This is a genomic window from Embleya sp. L77, assembly GCF_055557415.1.
In genome coordinates this window covers 5,354,914-5,371,570 of record NZ_CM145709.1, presented here as the reverse complement: position 1 = coordinate 5,371,570, position 16,657 = coordinate 5,354,914, and the positions used below count along the sequence as shown (strand labels likewise).

At 70.6% G+C, this 16,657-nt stretch carries 15 protein-coding genes and 1 pseudogene; 6 read left to right on the top strand and 10 right to left on the bottom strand.

The features are described from left to right. Position 1: 1 nt before the first annotated feature. The 3 genes from ACZOOI_RS23035 to ACZOOI_RS23025 are packed head-to-tail and all read right to left on the bottom strand — an operon-like array spanning position 2 to position 699. On the bottom strand, positions 2-331 hold the full coding sequence (locus ACZOOI_RS23035; RefSeq protein ID WP_465277586.1) for a helix-turn-helix domain-containing protein: 330 nt from the start codon (positions 329-331) through the stop codon (positions 2-4). Next, positions 328-486, bottom strand: a complete 159-nt coding sequence (locus tag ACZOOI_RS23030; RefSeq protein WP_465281264.1) for a type II toxin-antitoxin system RelE/ParE family toxin — start codon at positions 484-486, stop codon at positions 328-330. Before ACZOOI_RS23030 ends, ACZOOI_RS23035 begins: the two co-directional genes overlap by 4 nt. A 27-nt stretch (positions 487-513) precedes the next feature. Beyond that, positions 514-699: a hypothetical protein gene (locus tag ACZOOI_RS23025; protein ID WP_465277585.1), complete on the bottom strand. Its 186-nt coding sequence runs from the start codon at positions 697-699 to the stop codon at positions 514-516. Between the two features lie 123 nt (positions 700-822). Here ACZOOI_RS23025 and ACZOOI_RS23020 point away from each other — a divergent pair, with 123 nt between their 5' ends. Further along, positions 823-2,136: a DUF445 domain-containing protein gene (locus ACZOOI_RS23020; protein WP_465277584.1), complete on the top strand. Its 1,314-nt coding sequence runs from the start codon at positions 823-825 to the stop codon at positions 2,134-2,136. 119 nt (positions 2,137-2,255) lie between these two features. Here the strand turns inward: ACZOOI_RS23020 and ACZOOI_RS23015 are convergent, their stop codons facing one another. Further along, positions 2,256-3,860, bottom strand: a complete 1,605-nt coding sequence (locus ACZOOI_RS23015; protein WP_465277583.1) for an acyl-CoA synthetase — start codon at positions 3,858-3,860, stop codon at positions 2,256-2,258. A 314-nt stretch (positions 3,861-4,174) separates the two neighbouring features. Between ACZOOI_RS23015 and ACZOOI_RS23010 the strand changes: the two genes are divergently transcribed. Next, positions 4,175-5,833, top strand: a complete 1,659-nt coding sequence (locus ACZOOI_RS23010) for a protein kinase domain-containing protein (RefSeq protein ID WP_465277582.1) — start codon at positions 4,175-4,177, stop codon at positions 5,831-5,833. A 92-nt stretch (positions 5,834-5,925) separates the two neighbouring features. On the opposite strand, the gene ACZOOI_RS23005 is transcribed toward ACZOOI_RS23010, so the two are convergent. From ACZOOI_RS23005 to ACZOOI_RS22985, 5 genes are all read right to left on the bottom strand, one after another. Further along, complete coding sequence (locus tag ACZOOI_RS23005; protein WP_391586941.1) at positions 5,926-6,726, bottom strand: crotonase/enoyl-CoA hydratase family protein; 801 nt, start codon at positions 6,724-6,726, stop codon at positions 5,926-5,928. A gap of 76 nt (positions 6,727-6,802) precedes the next feature. Further along, entirely contained in the window at positions 6,803-7,930 is a 1,128-nt protein-coding gene (locus ACZOOI_RS23000) for an acyl-CoA dehydrogenase family protein (protein WP_465277581.1), read from the bottom strand. A gap of 33 nt (positions 7,931-7,963) precedes the next feature. Next, on the bottom strand, positions 7,964-9,154 hold the full coding sequence (locus tag ACZOOI_RS22995; protein ID WP_465277580.1) for an acyl-CoA dehydrogenase family protein: 1,191 nt from the start codon (positions 9,152-9,154) through the stop codon (positions 7,964-7,966). Between the two features lie 110 nt (positions 9,155-9,264). Beyond that, positions 9,265-11,490 carry an acyl-CoA dehydrogenase gene (locus tag ACZOOI_RS22990; RefSeq protein ID WP_465277579.1) on the bottom strand — a complete coding sequence of 742 codons (2,226 nt, stop codon included), beginning with the start codon at positions 11,488-11,490 and terminating at the stop codon, positions 9,265-9,267. A gap of 166 nt (positions 11,491-11,656) precedes the next feature. Beyond that, positions 11,657-12,151: a pyridoxamine 5'-phosphate oxidase family protein gene (locus ACZOOI_RS22985; protein ID WP_465277578.1), complete on the bottom strand. Its 495-nt coding sequence runs from the start codon at positions 12,149-12,151 to the stop codon at positions 11,657-11,659. A 154-nt stretch (positions 12,152-12,305) separates the two neighbouring features. On the opposite strand from ACZOOI_RS22985, the gene ACZOOI_RS22980 reads away from it, so the two are divergent. From ACZOOI_RS22980 to ACZOOI_RS22965, 4 genes are all read left to right on the top strand, one after another. Further along, on the top strand, positions 12,306-13,121 hold the full coding sequence (locus tag ACZOOI_RS22980; RefSeq protein ID WP_465277577.1) for an SDR family NAD(P)-dependent oxidoreductase: 816 nt from the start codon (positions 12,306-12,308) through the stop codon (positions 13,119-13,121). 61 nt (positions 13,122-13,182) lie between these two features. Further along, entirely contained in the window at positions 13,183-13,419 is a 237-nt protein-coding gene (locus tag ACZOOI_RS22975) for a type II toxin-antitoxin system VapB family antitoxin (RefSeq protein ID WP_465277576.1), read from the top strand. Continuing rightward, positions 13,416-13,826, top strand: a complete 411-nt coding sequence (locus ACZOOI_RS22970) for a PIN domain-containing protein (protein WP_465277575.1) — start codon at positions 13,416-13,418, stop codon at positions 13,824-13,826. The genes ACZOOI_RS22975 and ACZOOI_RS22970 overlap by 4 nt, the downstream gene beginning before the upstream one ends. 59 nt (positions 13,827-13,885) lie before the next feature. Then, the gene (locus ACZOOI_RS22965; RefSeq protein ID WP_465277574.1) at positions 13,886-14,743 is read left to right on the top strand and encodes a 3-hydroxybutyryl-CoA dehydrogenase; all 858 of its coding nucleotides are present in this window, start codon (positions 13,886-13,888) and stop codon (positions 14,741-14,743) included. A gap of 115 nt (positions 14,744-14,858) precedes the next feature. On the opposite strand, the pseudogene ACZOOI_RS22960 reads toward ACZOOI_RS22965, so the two are convergent. Further along, positions 14,859-16,457: pseudogene (locus ACZOOI_RS22960) on the bottom strand (MDR family MFS transporter); the annotation flags it as partial. Between the last annotated feature and the right edge of the window lie 200 nt (positions 16,458-16,657).

Here is a 16,657-nt window from a genome sequence, read left to right as displayed (position 1 = left end):
CTCAGGCCACTTGAAAGGACACGTCGCCGATGTTCACGGTCACGTCGAGGCGACCGCCCAACGCAGCCGCGTACGAGCGCAGGGTCTCCAACTCCATGGCGTCGAGGTCCCCGGTCTCGATCTGGGAAACGCGCGATTGCGACACGCCGAGCACGGCCGCCACCTCTGCCTGCGTCTTCCCCAACGCCTTGCGGAGTTCCTTCAGATGGAAACCGACGACGTAGGCGTCCGGGTCCGCCCGGGCGCGTGACCGCACGCCCGGGTCGGCGAGCGTGGGGTTGACTCGGTGGGCATCGGCCTTGACGTCCTGCCAGCGGCGTGCGGGACTCATGATCGCTCCTCCTTCCGCTCCTCGCGGTACTCCCGATAGCGGGCTTCCGCGAGCGGGATCGCTTCCTGGTACCAACGCGACCACTGACCGGCCTTGTCGCCGGCCACGAGGAAAATCGCCTGTCGATCGGGATCGAAAACAAACAGTATGCGAATCTCGGTGCGGCGCCGGGATGCCGGGCGTCATTCCTTGAGGTTCGGCAGGCGACTCCCTTGCAAGGTATCCACGAGCGAACGACCCGGAGTCGGCCCACGCCGAGCCAGGAGATCGATGGCCTCCACGATCAGGGCCGCCGATTCCGCATCGGTCTCGCACAGCTTCAGGAACCAGCTCTCCACCGGTTCGAGCAGGCAGATTTCCCATGACACCGAACAAATATAACCCACGTGTTATACCCATCGCCTCCTACGAGTGCACACATGAGGAGGGCCACGTCGTCGTTGTGGTGTCGTGAGCGCATCCGACGTGGGCAGATCATCAGAATGACGGTCATGGAAGATCTCGCGGAACCCGTGCCTCCCGCTCCGCACCGTCCCACCCCCGGTGGGGTGGTTCGTACCGCGGCGGAGGTGGAGAAGCTTCGGGGCGTGCGGCGGATGAAGGTGATCGCCACCGGGTTCCTGGTGTTCGCGATCGTGTTGTACGTGCTCGCGCGGTGGGCCGAGGCGCGGGGGGCCGGGGCCTGGGCCGGATATGTGCAGGCCGCGGCGGAGGCCGGGATGGTCGGCGCGATGGCCGACTGGTTCGCGGTGACCGCGTTGTTCCGCCGGCCGCTGGGGCTGCCGATTCCGCACACCGCGATCATCCCGACCCGCAAGGACGCGCTGGGGCGCAATCTCGGCGAGTTCGTCGGGGAGAACTTCCTCTCCGACGCCGTGGTGCGGCAGCGGTTGCGCCGGATGGACGTCTCCCGGCGCGCCGGCACCTGGCTGGCCGCCCCCGGGCACGCCGAGCGGGTCACCGACCAACTGGGCGTACTGGCCCGCGCGGCGCTGACCGTGCTGCGCGACGAGGACGTGCAGAGCGTGTTCGGGCAGGCGATCACCCGTCGGGTCTCCGCCCAGGCGGTGGCCCAGCCGATCGGCGAACTGCTCGACCGGCTGGTGCGCGACGGTGCACATCGGGGCCTGGTGGACCTGGTCGCGACGAAGGCGCACGACTGGCTGGAGCACCACCGCGAGGCCGTCCTGCGGGTGGTCGACGAGGAGTCCCCCGGCTGGTCGCCGCGCTTCCTGGATCGGCAGATCGCCAACAAGGTGCACCGCGAACTGGTGCGATTCGCGGGCGCGGTGCGGGACGACCCGGGGCATCCGGCCCGGGTCGCGGTGGACAACTTCCTCGCCGAGGTGGCCCGCGACCTTCAGCACGATCCGGCGATGATCGCCCAGATAGAGAGGCTGCGGGATCGCACCGTCGCGCACCCGGCGGTCCAGGAGTTGATCGCATCGGTGTGGGGCGCCGCCCGGGCGATGCTGGTCGAGGCCACCGAGGACCCGGACAGCGAACTGCGCAGCCGGGTCAACGCCGCCGTGCGCTCGCTGGCCGGCCGGCTGGCCGAGGACTCGCGCGTGCGGGGCAAGGCGGACCGCTGGATCGAGCAGGCCGCCGTGTACGTGGTGACCACCTACCGCGACGAGATCACCGCGCTGATCACCGACACCGTCGGCGCCTGGGATCCGAAGGAGACCAGCCGCAAGATCGAGATCAACGTCGGGCGCGACCTCCAGTTCATCCGGATCAACGGCACCGTCGTCGGCGCCCTGGTCGGCCTGCTGATCCACACCCTGACCCGGGTACTGAGCTGAAGCCCGGGCGGGCACCCACCCGCCCGGAACACCGCGCAGGCCCCACCCGACCCGCGAACCGACCCGCACCCGCGCGCCGGCCCCGACCCCGGGGCACCCCCGGCGCCCGACCCACCCGCCTACCCGGACAGTTCCTCCGCCCGCGCCTTGGCCGCCCGCAGGTCCACCTTGCCCGCCGCCGTGCGCGGGATGGACTCGACGAAGTGGATGCGCTTGGGCGTCTTGTAGCCCGCGATCTGCGTGCGGGCATGCGCCGTGATCGCCTCCGGCGCGGGCGCGGTGCCCTCGCGCAGCACCACGAGCGCGGTGACGGCCTGTCCGAAGCGCGGGTCCGGGACGCCGACCACGACCGCGTCGAACACGTCCGCGTGCGACTTGAGCGCGCCCTCCACCTCGTCCGGATAGACCTTCTCGCCACCGGTGTTGATGGTCGCGCTGCCGCGCCCGAGCAGGATGATGCTGCCGTCCTTCTCCAGCTGCGCGAAGTCGCCCGGCAACACCCAGCGGCGCCCGGCCGCGTCCTTGACGAAGGTGGCCCGGGTCTTCTCCTCGTCGCCGTGATAGCCCAGCGGGATGTGCCCGCTGACCGCCAGTCGGCCGACGTCGCCGGAGCCCGGCTCGACCGGCATCAGGCGGTCGTCGAGCACGGTCGTGGTCGCCGACGAGGCGAACCGCGTGCCCGTGCCCGGCGCGCCGGTCTGCCGGGTCGCGGCGCCCGTCTCGGAGGCACCGAAGCTGTCGATCACGAAGACGCCGGCCTGTTCCAGGGCGGTGCGCACCGCGGTGCTCATCGGCGCCCCGCCGTTGCTGATCGCCTTGAGCGCGGACAGGTCGTAGGTGTCCGGGTTGGCCGCGAGCCAGTCCGCCAGCGGCCTGCCCATCCCGTCGCCGACCACCGCCATCGACAACGCCCGCTCCCGGGCCGCCAGCGCCATCACGGTGTCGGCGTCGAAGGCGCGCCCGGTCCACATCAGGAACGTGTTGCCCATGTAGAAGGTGTTCCACATCGACCACTGCCCGCCGCCGTGCATCATCGGCGCCAGGCCCAGCGTGGTCATCCCAGCCGACTCCCGCACCGTGTCCGCGAGTTCGCCCGGCGTCTCCAGCTTGGGCCGAGCGCCGCGACCGGCCTGCAGGGCCGCGAAGAAGATGTCCTCGCCACGCCACAACACACATTTGGGCATGCCGGTGGTCCCGCCGGTGTACAGGCCGTACAGGTCGTCCCCGCTGCGCGCGCCGAAGCCGCGTTCGGGCGAGGCCGCGGCGAGCGCGTCCTCGTAGGCCACCATGCCCTCGGCCGGTTCGGTCGAGCCGTCCTCCAGGATCAACACATGCCGCAGCGCCGGGAAATCGGCCCGGATCGCCTGCGTCGCGCCCGCGAACGACCGCTCGGCGACCACCGCGACCATGCCCGAGTTCTCGTACAGGTAGCGCAACTCCGCTTCGACATAGCGGTAGTTGATGTTGATCGGCACGGCCCGTGCCTTGTGACAGCCGATCATCGCCTCGATCCACTCGGCGCGGTTCCACGCGTGGATCCCGACGAAGTCGCCGGGCTCGATCCCGGCGTCGAGCAGGTGGTGTGCGACGCGGTTGGCCCGCTCGTCGAGTCCACGGTAGGTCAGTCGCACCTCGCCCGCGATCAGCGCGGTGCGGTCGGGAATCGCGTCCACCACGATCTCGAAGAGGTCGGCGAGGTTGAACGACGGGCTGACGGGCGTCATGGTCGGCTCCCACGGCGGATGAACGGGCGCTTCCGAAGCCGGATCCGAACACGGATCCGGTCCGGGTCGAAGCAGGGTCGAGTCAACTTACCCTTGACTCGATCAAAAGAATAGGTTCGCCATGATCCGGCAAAGCGCTGTCGGGGCCTCCCCTCCGAGCGGTACTTTCGCGCCTGGAAAGTCCCGAAATCACCGGCGGCTCCACACCCGTGCGTCCGCACCGGCCCGCGCACCCGCACGTACCCGCACGCCCGCGAAGGCCCGCGAAGACCCGCGCGTCCAGGCACGCCACGCACCCAGCTCCGGGGGGAGACATGCGCGTTTTGGGGGGACGGTACGAACTGGCCCAGCCGGTCGGCCACGGCGGCATGGGCGTGGTCTGGCGCGGCGTCGACCGCGAACTCGGCCGCACCGTCGCGGTCAAGGTGTTGCCCGCCGAACTGACCCGGCAGCAGGAGTTCCGGGACCGGTTCCGGCGCGAGGCCCGCACGGTCGCCGCGCTCTCGCACCCGGGCGTCGCCACGCTGTACGACGTCGGCGAGGACACCACGGACGGCGAACCGACGCCCTTCCTGGTGATGGAGTTCGTCGACGGTCGCACGCTGGCCGAGGCGCTGCACGAGGGCCCGCTGCCGATCGGCCGTACCGTGGCGATCGCCCGTGACGTGGCCGACGCGCTGGTGCACAGCCACGGCCACGGCGTCGTGCACCGCGACCTCAAGCCGGCCAACATCATGCTGACCTCGTCCGGCCGGGTGAAGGTGCTCGACTTCGGCATCGCCAAGGTGCTCGCGGAGACCACCACCCGGCTCACCGCGACCGGGATGACCGTGGGCACCCCCGCCTACCTGTCCCCGGAGCAGATCGAGGGCCGGGACGTGGACGCCCGCACCGATCTGTACTCGCTCGGCGCGCTGATCTACGAACTGCTCGCCGGACGGCCTCCGTTCCTGGCCGACTCGCCGTTCGCGGTGATGCACCAGCACCTCGCCAAGCCGCCCACCCCGCCGTCCGCGATGCGCCCGCAGGTGCCCGAGGACCTGGACGCGCTGGTGCTGCGCCTGCTGGCCAAGCACCCCGACGACCGGTTCCCGACCGCGAGTCGGCTGCTCGCGGCGCTGGAGGACATCCGAACCCGATCGGCGTCGGGCACACCCGCCCCCGACACCACCCGCAACCCGAACGTCGCCCGCCCGACGAGTCGCGCGACCGAACCGACCACCGAACCGACCCCGACCCCGACCCCGGCCCCGGTCCCGGACACCGCCGGCGACCGAACGCCGGCGCCCCCTCCCCCGGCCTCGCCCGCACCGGGTCCGCCCCGAATGCCCGGCATCCCGCCGTCCGTCGGCTCGGCGCCGCAGCGGTCCGGCGGCGGCCCGTGGGCGATCCGGTTCCGGCTCACCGGCGACGGTCTGCTCGCGGTCGCCGGTGGCGCGCTGCTGGCGGCCACGTGGCTGAGCGTGCGTCCGGACGGGTTCAAGGGCTTCAACCAGCTGTGCCCGGCCGTCGCCGTGCTCGCCGCCGCCGCGCTGCTGTGGTCGGCCCGACTGGCCGTGCTGCTGGTGTGGGGGCCGCTCGCCGTACTGGCCGCGGCGCTGTTCTCGCCGCTGTATCGCCGCGCCTACCGACGACAGACCTTCACCGCCTACGGCGACTCCGACCACTGGAACGCGAGCGATCTCACCAGCCAGGAGTTCGCCGGCATCGCATCGTTCGCGCTGCTCGCGCTGATCTTCCTGGTCGCCTTCCTGCGCCGGCGGGACACCCCCGGCCTCTACATCGCGGCGTTCTGGCTGTTCGCGGCCCTGACCGGCTGGTCGTGCTCGTCGATGGGCGACGAGCACATGATGGTCGCCCTGTGGATCGCACTCGGCGTGCTGGCCGCGGTCGAACTCGCCCGGGAGATCCGGGGCCGGCGGGTGCCCGCGTCGGCGCCGAGATTGCCTCGGCATCCGATGCAACCCGGCTGACCGCTCGTGCGTCGACATGATGAGGACCCGCCGGGGGATTGCCGTCCCTGACCCGGCGGGCCCGTTTCATGCCGAAGTCTTCCGATGGCACATCAGGTGCCCTTGAACTCCGGGGTCTTCTTCTCCGCGAAGGCTCGCGGACCGATCTTGGCGTCGTCGCTCATGAACACCCGCATTCCGATCTGCGACTCCAGCTTGAACGCATCTTCCTCGGTCAACTGGTCGGTTTCACGCAGAACGCGCAGGACTGCCTGAACGGCGATCGGACCGTTGGCGGCGATCTGGTGGGCGATCTCCTTCGCCTTCTCCAGTGCGCCGCCATCCGGCACGACGTGCCCGATCAAACCGAGTTCCTTGGCCTCGGGCGCCTTGATGTGGCGGCCCGTGAGCAGCAGGTCGGCGGCGACAGTGTACGGAATCTGACGGCGCAGGCGCACCGCCGACCCGCCGAGCGGGAACAGACCCCAGCGGACCTCGGACACGCCGAAGCGCGCCGACTCGCCGGCCACCCGGATGTCGGTGGCCTGAAGGATCTCGGTGCCGCCCGCGATGGCGGGACCCTCGATCGCGGCGATCAGGGGCTTGGTGAGGGTGAAGCCCTTGAGACACCACTTCATCACGGACATGTCCATGGCCGGCCTGCCTTCGCCGCCCTTGAACGCGTCGCCCGGCGCACGCCGGCTCATCGCCTTCAGGTCGGCGCCCGCGCAGAACGCGCCGCCGGCACCGGTGAGGATGGCGACCCGGATCTCCGGGTTGTCGTTGACCTCGTCCCAGGCGGCCTCCAGGATCTCGATCATCTCGCCGGTGACCGCGTTCCGGGCCTCCGGGCGGTTCATCGTGATGATCAGGACGTGGCCGTCCCGCTCGACCAGGGCGTGGGGTTCGCTCATGTTCTGTTCGTCTCCAGGAATCACAGGGATGCGGCGCCGGCGCGGCCGGGCCGAAGGCGGGGTCCGGTCGGCCGGATCAGGCGAACTCGCCCGCGGCCGTGGCGGCGAAGCCGGCGCCGATCCGCAGCGCCTGCTCGGTCGCGCCGCCGAGCGAGAGTTCGAGCTGCTTGGCGTGGTTGAAGTAGCGGTGCACGAAGTGTTCCTCGGCCACGCCCATGCCGCCGTGCACGTGCACCGCCGCATGGGCCACGCGGTGTCCGCCGTCGGCCGCCCAGAACTTCGCGGTCGCGATCGCCTCGCCCGCGTCCAGTCCCTCGGCGACCTGCCAGGCGGCCTGCCACGTGGTCAGCCGGATGCCCTCGACGTCGATGTACGCGTCGGCGAGCCGGTGGCCCACCGCCTGGAAGGAACCGATCGGGCGCTTGAACTGCACGCGCTCGCTCGCGTACTTCGCGGTCTCACGCATCGCCTTCTCGGTCACCCCGAGCTGGGTCGCGCACAGCGCCAGGGTGGCCCGGTCGCGCAGGTCGAGTGCCGCGTCGGGACCGCCGAGCGGCGTGCCCACGGCGTGCTCCAGGGTGACCAGCCCCGCGATCTCCTTGGCCGTGGTCAGCTGGGCCTCGATCCGCACACCCGCGGCCTTCGGGTCGACCAGGAACACCGCGGCGTGGCCGTCCGCGTCCGCGGACACCAGGATCAGGTCGGCGACGGTCGCGGCGGGCACCCCGGTCTTGACCCCGTCGAGGCGCCAGACCCCGTCCGTGTGCACCGCCTTGGTGGCGGGCGCGGCACCGTCCCGGCCGAACGGCTCGGCGAGCGCGTAGGTCAGGATCCGCGAGCCGTCCACGGCACCCGGCAGCCAGGCCGCCTTCTGTTCGTCCGTACCCAGCCGGTTCAACATCGAGGCGGCCACCGCGATCGAGGGCCCGAACGGCACCGGCGCGAGCGTGCGGCCGATCTGTTCCAGGATCAGGCACTGCTCGAAGACGCCGTAGCCGGAGCCGCCGAACTCCTCCGGCAGCCCGATCCCGAGCAGGTTGGCCTTGGCCAGCTCCGCCCACAGGTCGCGGTCGAAGCGCGGGGCGCCCTCCTGCTCGACCCTCTTGTCCAGCGCGGTGAGCGCCTCGTGGGTGACCCGCTCGCCGAGGATCCGCCCCGCCAGGCCCACCAGGTCCTGCTGTTCTTCCGTGTAACCGAAGTCCATTTCACCTGTCCTTGTCAGCGTGGTGACGGCGGGTCAGCGGGGCGGTCGGGGCAGGCCGAGGCCCAGCATCGCGATCATGTCGCGCTGTACCTCGTTGGTGCCGCCGCCGAAGGTGAGGATGAGCGCCGTGCGGTGCATCTTCTCCAGCCGGCCGCGCAGCACCGCGCCGGGCGAGTCCTGCTGGAGGTAGCCGTCCTCGCCCATGCACTCCATCAGCAACCGGTAGGCCTCGGTGGCGAATTCGGTGCCGAAGATCTTGGTCGCCGACGCGTCGGCGGGGCCGACCTTGGTGCCGTGGTCGACCGACCAGGCGATCTTCCAGTTGACCAGCTTGAGGAACTCGACCTTGGCGTGCACCCGGCCGAGGTTGGCCTGCACGTGCTCGCGGTCGATCACCCGGGAGCCGTCCGGCAGCACGGCCCGCTCGGCCCAGCGCCGGGTCTCGTGCAGCGCGAGCTGGATGGCCGCGGCCGAACACAGCGCCACCCGCTCGCGGTTGAGCTGGCCGGTGATCAGCTTCCAGCCGCCGTTGAGTTCGCCGACCATCGCCGACGCGGGCACCCGCACGTTCTCGTAGAAGGTCTGCGACGTGGTCTGGCCGCCCATGGTCTTGATCGGGGTCCAGGAGAAGCCCTCGGCGTTCGTGGGCACCAGGAACATGGTCAGACCCTTGTGCCGCGGCGCGTCGGGGTCGGTGCGCGCGGCCAGCCAGACGTAATCCGCGACGTGGATCAGCGAGGTCCACATCTTCTGGCCGTTGATGATCCAGTCGTCGCCGTCCCGAACCGCCTTGGTGGTCAGCGCGGCCAGGTCGGTGCCCGCGCCCGGCTCGGAGTAGCCGATCGAGAAGTGCATGTCGCCGGCGAGGATCCTGGGCAGGAAGAAGTCGCGCTGCTCCCGCGTGCCGTACTCCATCAGTGTCGGGCCGACGGTGTTGATGGTCAGGAACGGCACGGCCGCGCCGGCCAGGGTGGCCTCGTCGGTGAAGATCAGCTGTTCCAGCATCGTGCGGTCCTGGCCGCCGTACTCCTTGGGCCAACCGATGCCCAGCCAGCCGTCCTCGCCCATCTGCTTGACGACGCGGCAGTACGCGCCGTCCTTGCCCATCAGGCTGGTCTCGCCCGCGGCCTGCTCGGCCCGGATCTCCGGGGTCATGATCCGCGCGAAGTACTCGCGCAGTTCCCGCCGCAGGTCCTCCTGCTCGGGTGTGTAGGCGATGTGCACGTGGTCTCCCTGGTAGCCGTGGAAAGCACTGACAGCCGGTGGTCGATCGCCGGTTGCCGGGACGAAAAGCCGGTCGCCGGGGGCGCGGCGCGGGCGGGGCGCCGGCCGGATCAGCCTCTGGGCAGGCCCAGGATGCGTTCGGCGACGACGTTGAGCTGGATCTCCCGGGTCCCGCCGCCCAGCAGGACGGCCGGCAGCGAGAGGTAGGCGGTGAGCAGTTCGCCTCCGAGGTCGTCGTGGTGGGTGCCGGCCGCGCCGATCCGGTCCAGGCGGGCGGTGACCACGGCCCGCTGGTGCTCGGTGACCGCGAGCTTGAGCACGCTGGAGGCGGCGCCCGGGTTGAGCCCGGACAACTGCTGGAGCGTCGAGCGCAGGGTCAGCGCACGCAGCGCGAAGTGCTCCGCCGCGAAGGTGCCCAGCCGGCTCGCGAGCGCGTCGTCCGCCGCGGCGGCGGTCTCGCCGATGTCGTCGAGCAGCCTGCCGAACGCCTGCATGCCCGGGCCGCCGGCGATCATCACCCGCTCGTTGGCCAGTGTGGTGCGGGCGATCCGCCAGCCCGCGTGCACCTCGCCGACCACCTGGTCGTCGGCCACGAACACGTCGTCGAGGTAGACCTCGTTGAACTCGGACTGGCCGTTGGACTGCTTGAGCGGGCGCACGTCGATGCCGGGCGTGGCCATGTCCACGATGAAGTAGGTGATGCCCTTGTGCTTGGCCGCGTCCGGATCGGTGCGCGCCAGGCAGATGCCGAAGTGCGCCTCGTGCGCCTTGGAGTTCCACACCTTCTGACCGTTCAGCCGCCAGCCGCCCTCGACCTTCGTGGCACGGGTGCTCAGCGACGCCAGGTCGGAGCCGGCGCCCGGCTCGCTGAACAGCTGGCACCAGATGATCTCGCCGCGCAGCGTGGCCGGCACGTAGGCGTCTCGCTGCGCGTCGGTGCCGTGCTCCATGATCGTGGGCAGTGCGAACTCGCCGATGATCGTGCTCGGTGGGGTCAGCCCGATGCGGGCGAACTCCTGCTGGATGACCACCTGTCGGGCCGGGCTCGCGGCGATGCCGTACGGCTTCGGGTAGTGCGGCGAGACGTAGCCGAGTTCGGCCAGGCGCCGCCGACGGGCGGGCTCGGCGAGGGCGTTCGCCTCGGCCAGGTGCGCGGCCACCTCGGCCCGGAAGGCGGCGATGTCGCCCTCGTCGAGTTCGAGGTCGAAGCGTCGGGTGGGGCCGCCGCCGACGCTCGCCAGTGCGGCGCGGCCCAGGTGTGCGGTCCACTCCCCCGCCGGGCCCAGCCACTGGGCCAGGAAGACCGCGCGGCGCCAGTACAGGTGGATGTCGTGTTCCCAGGTGAAGCCGATGCCGCCGAGCATGGTGATGCAGTCGAGGGCGATCTCGCGGGCCGCCGGCAGGCAGACCACGGCGGCCTCGGCGGCGGCCAGGCGCAGTTGCTCGTCGGCGTCCGCGACGGTGTCGTCGGCGGCCCGGGCCCCGTCCCAGGCCGCGGCCGTGGCCAGTTGCAGCCGGGTGAACAAGGTGGCGGCCTTGTGCTTGATCGCCTGGAACGAGCCGACCGCGACGCCGAACTGCTCGCGGATCTTGACGTAGGCGAGCGCGGTCTCGAAGCACCAGCGGGCCACGCCGACCGCCTCGGCGGCGGCGAGCACGGCGGCCAGGTCGCGCACGTTGGCGGCGTCGATCCCGGTCAGCACCCGGGATGCGGTGATCTCCAGCCCGTGCGTGCGCACCCGGGCGACGCCGCGGGCGAGGTCGACCGGGTCCAGCGGGAGCACCTCGACGGTCTCCTCGCCGGCGGGCTCGACCACGAACCAAATCTGCTCGTCCCGCTCGGGGTCGCCGTCGATCCGCGCGCCGAGCAGCAGGTGGGTCGCGCCGACCGCGCCCAGGACCGGTTCGGCGGCGCCGTCGATCGCCCAGCCGGCCCGGGTCCGGTGCGCGGTCAGGCTCGGCGCGATGGCGACCGCGCCGGTGGCGCCCTCGGCGAACCGCGGCAGCAGCGCCTTGCCGACCTCGGGGCCGGCGCAGCGGGCCAGGATGGTGCTGGTCAGCACGGTGGGCAGGTACGGGCCGGGCAGCAGGCCGCGGCCGGCCTCCTCCAGGGCGACGGCGAGCTCGAGCACGCCCGCGCCCGCGCCGCCGTGCTCCTCGGGCAGGTGGACGGCGGTCAGGCCCTGGCCGACCAGCGTGCCCCAGCAGTCCGGGAGGGCACCGGCGGAGAGTTCGTCGGCGGCTCGACGGGTGGCCTCGATCGAGGCGTGGCGAGCGACGAAACCGGCGACCGATTCCGCGAACGCCCGATGCTCGGTGGCGAATCCGATCGGCACTGTGTACTCCCTCACCAATACTTGTCTCGATCAAGTAAGCGGACAGGCTACCTGACTGGATCCGGCGTCGCCAGATCCGCGTCCGCACGCGCGGTCGGCGGCCCGGATGGCGAACCGGCCGCCGAGCGCACACCCGAGCCGCCGGCGCGGGGGCGGGGGGCGGTGGTCAGCTCGGGCGCGTGGACGGCAGGCCGAGCTTGCGATGATCCCAGGACACGACCCGGTCCGGGACGACCTTGATCACCACGCGCTTGTTCAGCATCATCTCCACGGCCGGGCGCATCTCCTCGGTGTACGGCGCCGCGTAGCGACCGAACACGCTCACCCCCAGCTCCCAGATCCGCTCCGGCTCCTCGACCACCTCGGCCTTGCCGACGATGGACACGCCGCGCAGCTCCTCGTAGTACTCGCCCGCCTCGACCAGGCACGTGATGGTCGGGTTACGGCGCACGTTGAGCACCTTCTGCGCACGGGCCTTGCTCTCCAGGGCGACCTCGCCCTCCAGGAAGCCGTACCACATGCCGATCGAGTGGATGCTGCCGTCGGCGTTGAGCGTGGACATGGTCATCGAGTGCCGCTCGGCCAGGAACGCGGCCACCTCCTCGTCCGTCATCCGGACCCGATCGCGCTGCTTGACGCCGTGGCCCATGTGCTCGCCCATGCCGAACTCCTTCGTTCTCGCCCGCCGGGGATTTTTATTGCCTGGGTCAAACATTGCCACGGCGCGAGGACGATTGACAGACCGTCAGTTCCGCTGCCGACCAACTCCCGAACCATGATTGACAGTGCGTCAGGTCCTGCCTAGCGTCGGCGCCATGACCCGAACCGACGACTCCGAGGTGCCCGACTACCCGGCCCGACTCCGGCTCGACGGACGCGGCGTCGTCGTGCTCGGCGCAGGCCAGGGCATCGGCCGACAGACCGCGCACGCGCTCGCCCAGTCCGGCGCGCGGGTGTTCGCGGTGGACCGCGAACCGGACCTGGCGAAGGACATCGCCGCGGAGGTCGACGGCATCGCCTGGTCCGGCGACGCCACCTCGCGCACGGACGTGACCCGGCTGTGGGCCGACGTCCAGGCGCGGCTGGGCCGAGCACACGCGATCGTGGACATCATCGGCATGAGCAGGTACGCCGACCTGCTCTGCACCACCGACGAGGACTGGACCTGGCACCAGGACATCGTGCTGCGACACGCGTTGCTCGCCCTGCAACTGGGCGGCGCGCACCTGGCCGCACACGGCGGCGGCGCGATCACCTTCGTGGCCTCGGTCTCCGGCCTGACCGGCGCCCCGATGCACGCGGCCTACGGGGCGGCCAAGGCGGGCCTGATCTCACTGGTCCGCTCGGCCGCGGTGGAACTGGGCCCCGCCGGCGTCCGGGTCAACGCGGTCGCCCCCGGCGTGGTCTGGACCCCCCGCGTCTCCGCCTACCTCGGCGAACCGGGCCGCGCCGCCAACGCCGCCAACGCCCCCCTGCGCGACGTGGCCCTGCCCGCCGACATCGCCGGCCCCCTCCTCTTCCTCACCAGCGACCTCTCCCGCTACGTGAGCGGCCAGACCCTGACGGTGGACGGGGCGGTGAGCGCCAAGTTCCCATATCCGCTGCCGGACATGGACGCGGCGCCGCACTGAGGGTGGCGTAGGGGGATCCCTCATTCGGATGGACCCGGAAGGCGCGTCCTGAGGAACGAACGTGTCCGAGGCATTGATCGACATCGACGACGAGGCATTGGCCGTAGTCGCTCGAATGCTGGGCACCACGACGACGCGCGACACGATCAACACGGCCCTACGACGAATGGCCGCCGCCGAAATCGAGCGTCGCACGGTAGCCATCGAGCGGATAAGAGAACTGGTCGCAGAGGGTGCCTTGAACATGGAAGTGCTCGGGCTGCCCGAAGAGTACGGGCCCCCGCAGGAATCGCAGTGAGCCAGGATCCATACCTTGCGGACACCTCGGCGCTCGTGCGCTTCTACCGCGGGCAGACCAGCGAAGCATGGCATCAGCCATTCGCGGCCGGACGCGTCGGCCTGTGCGAACCGATCCGACTTGAGTTCCTCCGTGGCACGGGTGGACAGGCGGCGTGCGAGGCCCTCGACAAGCTCACGAAGGAGATGCTGCCCCACTTTCACTTACCTGATTCGGTATGGACCGACGCCGCAGCGTTACACCTGCGTCTCAGGGAGAAGTCGCAGCATGAATGCGCAAGCGTCGTGGACCTCGTGGTCTCGATCACGGCGGCTCGACACAACCTCGTACTGCTGCACGCGGACCGCGACTTCGAGGTCATCGCCCAGCTCACCGGCCAACCCGTCGTACGGATCGACCACCGCTGACGCTCACCTGAGAGGATGCCGAGGAGGCTGACGGCAGCAAGTGGAGCGAGGAGTACGCGGTGTCCGATGTACGGCGTGTAGGGGTGGTAGGGGCCGGGCTGATGGGGTCCGGGATCGTCGAGGTCTGTGCCAAGGCCGGGCTGGACGTGTTGGTGGCGGAGACGAGCAAGGCCGCGGCGGAGGCCGGGCAGGCTCGGGTGACCAAGTCGATCGATCGTGGGGTGAAGGCGGGCAAGCTCGCCGAGGCCGATCGGGACGCGGCGCTGGCCCGGATCACCTACACCACCGACCTGGGCGACTTCGCCGATCGGGACATGGTGATCGAGGCCGTGGCCGAGCTCGAAGAGCTCAAGACGCAGATCTTCGCCACGCTGGACAAGGTCGTGGTGCGCGAGGACGCGATCCTGGCTTCGAACACGTCCTCGATTCCGATCATGAAACTCGGCATGGCCACGGCCCGGCCGCAGCAGGTCGTCGGCATCCACTTCTTCAACCCGGTGCCGGTGCAGAAGCTGGTCGAGCTGGTGCCCTCGCTGCTCACCGACGAGACGACGGCCGCCCGCGCGGAGGCGTTCGCGGGCGAGGTGCTGGGCAAGACGGTGATCCGTTCGCAGGACCGCGCCGGCTTCGTGGTCAACTCGCTGCTCGTGCCCTATCTGCTCTCCGCGATCCGGATGTTCGAGTCCGGCTTCGCCTCGGCGGAGGACATCGACAACGGCATGGTGCTCGGCTGCGCGCACCCGATGGGGCCGCTGCGGCTGACCGACCTGATCGGTCTGGACACGATCAAGGCGGTCGCGGACAGCCTCTACGACGAGTTCAAGGAGCAGCTGTACAGCTCGCCGCCGCTGCTGCTGCGCATGGTCGACGCGGGGCTGCTCGGCAAGAAGACCGGGCGCGGGTTCTACCAGTACTGAGTCCGGCCGGTCCCGGGTCCGGACCCCGAACACAGCTCAGGGCGGCCCCGCACGGGACCGCCCTGAGCTGTGTACGAGGAGGCTACGAAGTCCGCGCCCCGACCTTGTCGATCCGTACCGACGTCGACTCCGAGTCGGACTCGGAGGCGATCGCCTCCGCGACCGCCGGCGCCCCCGGCTTCCCGGAGACCTCGGCACCCGCCGCGGGTGCCTGCGGTTCGGCCTTGGCCACCACCACCGCCTGCGCGGTCTGCAGCGGGACCTCCTTGATCAGCAGCACCGCGACCAGCGCGAGCAGGCCGAACGGGGCCGCGAACAGGAAGATGTCGCCGACCGCGTGGCCGTACGAGGCCTCCACGATGCCACGCGCCGGCTCCGGCAGGTGGTGCACGTTCGGGATCCCGGCCCCGCCACCCGCCCCGGACTTCAGCCCGGCGTCGGACAGGTAGCCGGTGACCTTGGTCGCCATCACCGCGCCCAGCGCCGAGACGCCGACCGCGCCGCCCAGGCTGCGGAAGAACGCGACGACCGAACTGGCCGCGCCCAGCTGGTGGATCGGCACCGCGTTCTGCACCGCGAGCACCAGGTTCTGCTGGAGCGCCCCGACGCCCATGCCGAGCAGGAACATGTACCCGCCGAGCACCCACAGGTTGGTGTCCGCGCGGGCGGTGCTCATCAGACCCAGGCCGATGGTCAGCGAGATGCCGCCCATCACCAGGTAGCGCTTCCAGAATCCGGTCGCGGTGATCAGCTTGCCGACCACGGTCGAGGCGAGCACCAGGCCGCCGATCATCGGCAGCGTCATCAGACCGGAGACGGTCGGCGACTTGCCGCGCGCGATCTGGAAGTACTGGCTGAGGAAGACCGACGAGCCCATCATCGCCAGACCCACCGCGAGGCTGCCGAGCACGGCGAGCACGATGGTGCGTTCCTTGAACAACCACAGCGGGATGATCGGTTCCTTCGCCCGGCCCTCGACCCGGATCGCCAGTGCGATCAGCAGCAGCGAACCGAGCACCATGGCGGCGGTCTGCCAGGAGATCCAGGCGTAGTTCTTGCCCGCGAGCGAGACCCACACCAGGAGCACCGAGACACCGGCGCTGATCAGCGTCGCGCCCAGGTAGTCGATGCTGACCTCACGCTTGACCACCGGGAGCTTGAGCGTCTTCTGCAGGATCACGATCGCGGCCACCGCGAACGGCACGCCGACGTAGAAGCACCAGCGCCAGCCCAGCCACGGAGTGTCCACGATGACACCGCCGATCAGCGGACCGCCGACGGTGGCGAGCGCGAACGTGGCGCCGAGGTAGCCGCTGTACCGACCGCGCTCGCGCGGCGAGATCATCGCAGCCATGATCACCTGCGCGAGGGCGGTGAGGCCGCCGACGCCGACGCCCTGGATCACCCGGCAGCCGATCAGCATGCTCGTGTTCTGCGAGAGGCCGGCCAGCGCGGAGCCCGCGACGTAGATCACCAGGGCGAGCTGGACCAGCAGCTTCTTGCTGGTCAGGTCCGCGAGCTTGCCCCAGATCGGGGTGGTCGCGGTCATCGCCAACAGCGTCGCGGTGACCACCCAGGTATAGGAGGTCTGGCTGCCGTGCAGGTCGGAGATGATCCGCGGCAGCGCGTTGGAGACGATCGTGGACGACAGGATCGCCACGAACATGCCCAGGAGCAGCCCGGACAGGGCCTCCATGATCTGCCGATGCGACATCGGCTGCGCCGCCACGTCCGCGGCCGGTGCGTCGGTCATACCTTCCCCTTTGCTCTGCTTGCCTCGGATGCTCTGCGCCCGGACGCGGCTTCCCCACCCCCGACACTCGTTGCTTGGTACAACCATAGCGTCCTTTGTTGCTGCAAGCAACTTTCAAGAGATGGTCAAGTCGGCGCGCCTCAGCGTGATCGAGTGATCAC

What these genes read in the sequence shown, in the direction of transcription:
- ACZOOI_RS23035 (WP_465277586.1), bottom strand. Translation starts at nt 331, where the DNA reads ATGAGTCCCGCACGCCGCTGGCAGGACGTCAAGGCCGATGCCCACCGA.
- ACZOOI_RS23020 (WP_465277584.1), top strand. Translation starts at nt 823, where the DNA reads ATGGAAGATCTCGCGGAACCCGTGCCTCCCGCTCCGCACCGTCCCACC.
- ACZOOI_RS23015 (WP_465277583.1), bottom strand. Translation starts at nt 3,860, where the DNA reads ATGACGCCCGTCAGCCCGTCGTTCAACCTCGCCGACCTCTTCGAGATC.
- ACZOOI_RS23010 (WP_465277582.1), top strand. Translation starts at nt 4,175, where the DNA reads ATGCGCGTTTTGGGGGGACGGTACGAACTGGCCCAGCCGGTCGGCCAC.
- ACZOOI_RS23005 (WP_391586941.1), bottom strand. Translation starts at nt 6,726, where the DNA reads ATGAGCGAACCCCACGCCCTGGTCGAGCGGGACGGCCACGTCCTGATC.
- ACZOOI_RS23000 (WP_465277581.1), bottom strand. Translation starts at nt 7,930, where the DNA reads ATGGACTTCGGTTACACGGAAGAACAGCAGGACCTGGTGGGCCTGGCG.
- ACZOOI_RS22985 (WP_465277578.1), bottom strand. Translation starts at nt 12,151, where the DNA reads ATGGGCGAGCACATGGGCCACGGCGTCAAGCAGCGCGATCGGGTCCGG.
- ACZOOI_RS22980 (WP_465277577.1), top strand. Translation starts at nt 12,306, where the DNA reads ATGACCCGAACCGACGACTCCGAGGTGCCCGACTACCCGGCCCGACTC.